This is a genomic window from Xenorhabdus sp. PB62.4, assembly GCF_014467285.1.
GTDB lineage: Bacteria > Pseudomonadota > Gammaproteobacteria > Enterobacterales > Enterobacteriaceae > Xenorhabdus.
In genome coordinates, this window is sequence record NZ_NKHR01000036.1 from 8588 (window position 1) to 13271 (window position 4684).

7 protein-coding genes are annotated in these 4684 nt (G+C 48.8%); all 7 read left to right on the plus strand.

Annotated features, from left to right (window positions below; all coding sequences use genetic code 11):
• The first annotated feature begins 147 nt into the window (after positions 1–147).
• Positions 148–327 (plus strand): hypothetical protein, encoded by a 180-nt coding sequence (locus Xenpb_RS17905; protein ID WP_255523182.1) that lies wholly within the window; start codon positions 148–150, stop codon positions 325–327.
• A 63-nt stretch (positions 328–390) separates the two neighbouring features.
• The gene (locus Xenpb_RS17910; protein WP_187655524.1) at positions 391–894 is read left to right on the plus strand and encodes a lysis system i-spanin subunit Rz; all 504 of its coding nucleotides are present in this window, start codon (positions 391–393) and stop codon (positions 892–894) included.
• Between the two features lie 177 nt (positions 895–1071).
• Entirely contained in the window at positions 1072–1707 is a 636-nt protein-coding gene (locus Xenpb_RS17915) for a phage baseplate assembly protein V (RefSeq protein WP_099113846.1), read from the plus strand.
• A complete protein-coding gene (locus tag Xenpb_RS17920) occupies positions 1704–2045 on the plus strand; it encodes a GPW/gp25 family protein (protein WP_099113845.1) in 342 nt (113 codons plus the stop codon). Before Xenpb_RS17915 ends, Xenpb_RS17920 begins: the two co-directional genes overlap by 4 nt.
• Before the next feature lie 3 nt (positions 2046–2048).
• A complete protein-coding gene (locus Xenpb_RS17925; protein WP_187655525.1) occupies positions 2049–2957 on the plus strand; it encodes a baseplate J/gp47 family protein in 909 nt (302 codons plus the stop codon).
• Complete coding sequence (locus Xenpb_RS17930) at positions 2950–3558, plus strand: phage tail protein I (RefSeq protein WP_187655526.1); 609 nt, start codon at positions 2950–2952, stop codon at positions 3556–3558. The genes Xenpb_RS17925 and Xenpb_RS17930 overlap by 8 nt, the downstream gene beginning before the upstream one ends.
• Positions 3555–4684: phage tail protein (locus Xenpb_RS17935; RefSeq protein WP_255523183.1), on the plus strand; the 1130-nt coding region annotated here is incomplete at its 3' end. The genes Xenpb_RS17930 and Xenpb_RS17935, both read left to right, overlap by 4 nt.

Genomic DNA, 4684 nt, shown 5'->3' on the forward strand with positions numbered 1-4684 from the left:
TTAGGAATATCAGGTGCGGAACTCATCGAGGCGCGGGCATCCTTGCCCATAGTGACGCCGGATAGATTTAAGCAAGCCCATCATAAATCAAAATCAGTGTTGCAAAAACGGGGGTGACCATAGATTTCTTTATATGAGTGGAGTTTTGTGCTTGGCGCGTTTGCCAGCATTTCCCTCGGCATCTTAACCTATCGCCTCAATCGTCGGGAGCAGATGAAACGAACTCTGATCCTGAAGAACATCCTGGAAAATCTGGAATTAGAACCTGCGTCAAAATCGGCCAAGATTGTCAGTGAGCTGATAAATCAAGCACCGAAAGATTTGTAACCGGGAGGCTGAACAAATTTGTTGGGAATTAAGTTAGGAATAGGTGCGTTGGGAATAGGTGCGATGAAAAAAATGCCTTTAATTGTGAGCTTGATAATTGGCATTAATCTTGGTTGGTGGGGGCATCGCTCCTTGTTTCTGAATGAAATAACCGAGTTGAAACAAAAACATGCTGCACAACTTGTTGCCATTAACCAAAAAGCGAGCTCAGAAACACTGGCTGCCATCCAACAAATGAAAACTGCACAAAATCGGGTTGCAGAATTGGATGAATATTATTCAGGGAAATTAGCTCATGTCACCAAAGAAAATTCGGCTTTACGTACTGACATTGCTGCTGGTCATCGGCGGGTGCAAATCGCCGCCGCCAACCTTGCTACCTGTCAGCTCACCCAAAACCGAGATACCGGCGCCCGCAGCGTGGGCGATGGAACCCAAGTCGAACTCACTGCAAAAGCTGGACGCACTATTTACGATATCCGAGCCGGAATCATCAGCGACCAAGCCAAATTAGACTATTTGCAACAGTATGTGCGTGACGTTGTTCGGCAGTGTAAGCCAGAATGATCGCATGTTGTCTTAATGCCTTTCAGTTCCATTCAAAAGATAGCGAAAAGCCTTTTTTCATTCTGAAGAAAGGCTTTTATTTTTTTGATTTAAAAGGATTTTATCTCTGGATTTGTATGTTGTTTCTTACAAGCCTGATTTAATGTCTGGCCTGCTTTTTCATGGCATTCTTACGTCATGAACACACAACTCACTGAACTGATGCGCTTATTGCGCAACCTGATCCGAACAGGCGTCATTACCCAAGTGGACACCACAAAGGGAATGTGCCGAGTCGCGACAGGCAATCTTGAAACCAACTGGCTGCACTGGTTGACATCCAGAGCGGGAAACTCCCGCACATGGTGGGCGCCCAGTGTTGGTGAGCAGGTTTTATTACTGTCCATAGGCGGAGAACTGACCACCGCCTTTGTATTGCCTGCGATTTTTTCAGATGAGTTTCCGGCTCCATCAACATCACCTGAAGCGACACATATTAAGTTTCCGGACGGTGCCGTAATGGAGTATGAACCGCAATCCGGCGCATTGACTGTGACTGGCATCAAAACCGCGACAGTGACTGCATCGGATTCCGTCCATATTACCGCGCCGGAAATCACCTGTGTCGCCAGTACCCGAATTACGCTGGATACACCGGAAGTCATCTGTACGCAGCTAATGAGCACAGGCAACTTGATTGTGCGCAACGGCGGCAAAATGACGGGCAATATTGAACACACCGGAGGCACATTCAGTTCCAACGGCGTGGTCGTGGATTCCCATAAACACACTGGCATCAGGTCAGGCGGTGACACATCAGGAGGCCCCGTATGATGTATCTGGGAATGAACCGGCAGACGGGCCGGGAGTTGACAGATCTGGCTCATGTCCGGCAATCCGTCAGCGATATTTTATTAACCCCGGTAGGCAGCCGTATCGCACGTCGCACCTACGGCTCTTTGCTGCCGGAACTGATCGATTGGCCACAGAACCCAGCGCTCCGGCTTCAGGTGATGGCGGCCAGCTATACCGCAATCAGCCGTTGGGAGCCACGTGTGACGCTGACGTCCATCACGATGGAGACCCTACAGGACGGCAGAATGGTGGTGGATATTACAGGTACTTATCACCAATCCGCCAAAGAATTTTCACTTTCGATTCCGGTGAGGTAAGCAATGCCAACAATCGATTTAAGCCAGTTGCCACCACCGGATGTGGTTGAGCCACTGGATTATGAACAACTGCTGGAAGAGCGCAAAAAAGGATTGATCTCGCTCTATCCGGAAGATCAGCAAGAAGCTATTGCTCGTACCTTGCAACTGGAGTCCGAACCTTTGGTCAAGCTGTTGGAAGAGAACGTTTATCGTGAATTGCTCTTGCGTCAACGGGTTAACGAAGCCGCCCGGGCGGTGATGGTGGCCTATTCAACAGGCAGCGATTTGGATCAATTGGGTGCGAACAATAACGTCTCCCGTATGATCTTGCGTCCTGCAGATAACTCCACCGTACCCCCGACCCCTGCGGTGACGGAATCTGACAACGACTACCGTGTACGCATTCCGCAGGCCTTTGAAGGCTTGAGCGTAGCCGGTCCGGTCGGTGCTTATGAATACCATGCCCGCAGTGCAGATGGCCGTGTTGCAGATGCTTCGGCAATCAGCCCATCACCGGCTAACGTCACAGTGACAATTATGTCCCGTGAAGAAAAAGGCATTGCCTCCAAAGAACTCTTGGAGAAAGTCGAAAAAGCATTGAACGATGAAAACGTACGTCCAGTGGCTGATCGCCTGAAAGTTCAGTCAGCGAATATTGTGGAATATGAAATTGATGCGGTGCTGTACATTTTCCCGACACCGGAATCAGAACCTATCCGCAAGGCGGCTGAACAAAAACTAAAACGCTATGTTGAAGCACAGCATCGTCTGGGACGTGACATTCGTTTGTCTGCGATTTATGCCGCACTGCATGTAGAAGGTATCCAGCGTGTGGAACTGAAAGCACCGTTAAAAGACGTGGTACTGGATAAAACTCAGGCATCTTACTGCACCAAGACCACATTGACGATGGGAGGTTCGGATGAATGATCGCCTCCTGCCGGTGGGTTCAACCCAGCTAGAGCTTGCGGCGGCTAAAGCCTGTGCTGAGTTGCAGAAAGTTAAAGTTCCTCTCCGTGAGTTGTGGAACCCAGACACTTGTCCGGCATCACTGCTGCCTTATCTGGCATGGGCGTGGTCAGTCGATCGCTGGGACGAACGCTGGTCTGAGAGCACCAAAAGGGAAGTGATTAAAAGTTCATTGTTCCTACATAAACATAAAGGAACGATTGGTGCGATTCGGCGGGTCGTTGAGCCGCTGGGGTATCTCATCCGCGTCAAAGAATGGTGGCAGACCAACGATGCCCCAGGCACCTTCCGGCTGGATATTGGTGTATTGGAAAACGGCATCACTCATGAAATGTTCGAGGAGCTGGAAAACCTGATTTTTGATGCCAAACCAGTGAGCCGACATTTGATTGGGTTGGACATCAACTTGGATACACGTGGCGAATATCACTACTCGGCGGCGACTTACAGTGGTGACGAACTGACAGTTTATCCTTATTTCCCTGAACAAGTAACAATCTCCGGCTCAGAAATTGTGGGCGCGGGCGTACATATTATTGATGACATGAGGATTAGATCATGAGTACCAAATATTTTGCGCTGCTGACGCAGCTAGGCGCAGATAAGTTGGCAAATGCTGCGGCATTGGGTACAAAAATTGAAATTACCCATATGGCCGTTGGTGATGGTGGTGGCAGCCTGCCAACTCCGGACACCAAACAAACTAAACTGATTAATGAAAAACGTCGTGCAGCGATTAACACGTTGAGCATCGATCCTAAAAACACCAACCAAATCATTGCAGAACAGGTTATCCCTGAAAACGAAGGCGGCTGGTGGATCCGTGAGATTGGCTTGTTCGATAAAGACGGCATTCTGATTGCGGTGGGCAACTGTGCGGAAACCTACAAACCCCAATTACAGGAAGGTTCCGGCCGTACTCAGACTATTCGCATGATTCTGATTGTCAGCAGCGCTGACGCGGTGACATTGAAAGTTGATCCATCCGTGATTTTGGCTACGCGTGAATATGTGGATGATTCTATTAAGAAACATGCAAATAGCCGTAACCATCCTGATGCGACGCTGAAAGAGAAGGGATTTGTGATCCTGAGCAGCGCGGTGGACAGCAACAGCGAAACTCATGCGGCAACACCGAAAGCGGTGAAGGTGGCGTATGATTTGGCTAAGGCGGCGGATAATAATGCCAATGGCCGCGTTCCGGCAGGGCGTAAGGTGAATGGTAAGGCGCTGTCAGCGGATATTGCTCTGAACGCAGGTGATGTTGGTGCGTATAACAAGCAAGAAACCGACACTCGTGTTAAAGAAGCTAAGGATGCAGCCAAGGCAGCGAATGATAATGCCAATACTCGCGTACCTTCTACTCGTAAGGTAAATGGAAAAGCTTTGTCAGCGGATATTTCGCTGAACGCGGCAGATGTTGGTGCATATAGCAAGCAAGAAACCGACATTCGTGTTAAAGAAGCTAAAGATGCAGCCAAGGCAGCGAATGATAATGCCAATACCCGTTTAGAAAAAAACAAAAATGGCGCAGATATTCCAAATAAAAGCGAGTTTGTGAAAAACCTCGGTTTGGCGGAAACCCAAAAGTTGGCCGCTGATGCATGGTCAAAATCTATTGTTAGAGAATTGGGTAATGGTGGAACATTTGCCAGTTGTAATACACCAGGGATATATAACATTGCTAT